The sequence below is a fragment of the Bradyrhizobium sp. NBAIM08 genome (assembly GCF_020193935.1).
GTDB lineage: Bacteria > Pseudomonadota > Alphaproteobacteria > Rhizobiales > Xanthobacteraceae > Bradyrhizobium > Bradyrhizobium yuanmingense.
In genome coordinates this window covers 1-379 of sequence record NZ_JADYVR010001412.1, presented here as the reverse complement: position 1 = coordinate 379, position 379 = coordinate 1, and the positions used below count along the sequence as shown (strand labels likewise).

Sequence of the window (379 nt, the reverse complement as noted above, 5' to 3'; positions counted from 1 at the left end):
GACGAGGTGTTCGCGGACCTCTTCCTCGGCGCCCACGACGCCGACCTGCGCGGGGAGCCGGTGCCCCGGCCCTGGCGGCTCGCCTTCGGTGCCGACCCGGCGATGCACCCGCTCGGCCACCTGCTGCTGGGCCTGAACGCCCACATCGACGACGACCTGCGCAGTCGGTCGTCGCGGTCCTCGGTGCGGATGACTTCGCCGACCCCGCCGTCCTGGCCGCGCGCGACCGCGACCACGCGCGCATCGACGAGGTGCTCTTCGCCCGCGTGCGCGCCGAGGGCGCCGACCTCGGGTGGCGGCTCCGGCGCCTGGACCGGGCCCTCGCGCCGGCGCACCGCTGGGCCTTGCGGCGCTTCCTGCGCGAGTCGCGGGAGAAGGT

1 protein-coding gene is annotated in these 379 nt (G+C 76.8%); it reads left to right on the top strand.

Annotated features, from left to right (window positions below):
• Nucleotides 1–6: 6 nt before the first annotated feature.
• Nucleotides 7–379: DUF5995 family protein (locus I6F37_RS47270; RefSeq protein ID WP_225155155.1), on the top strand; the 373-nt coding region annotated here is incomplete at its 3' end.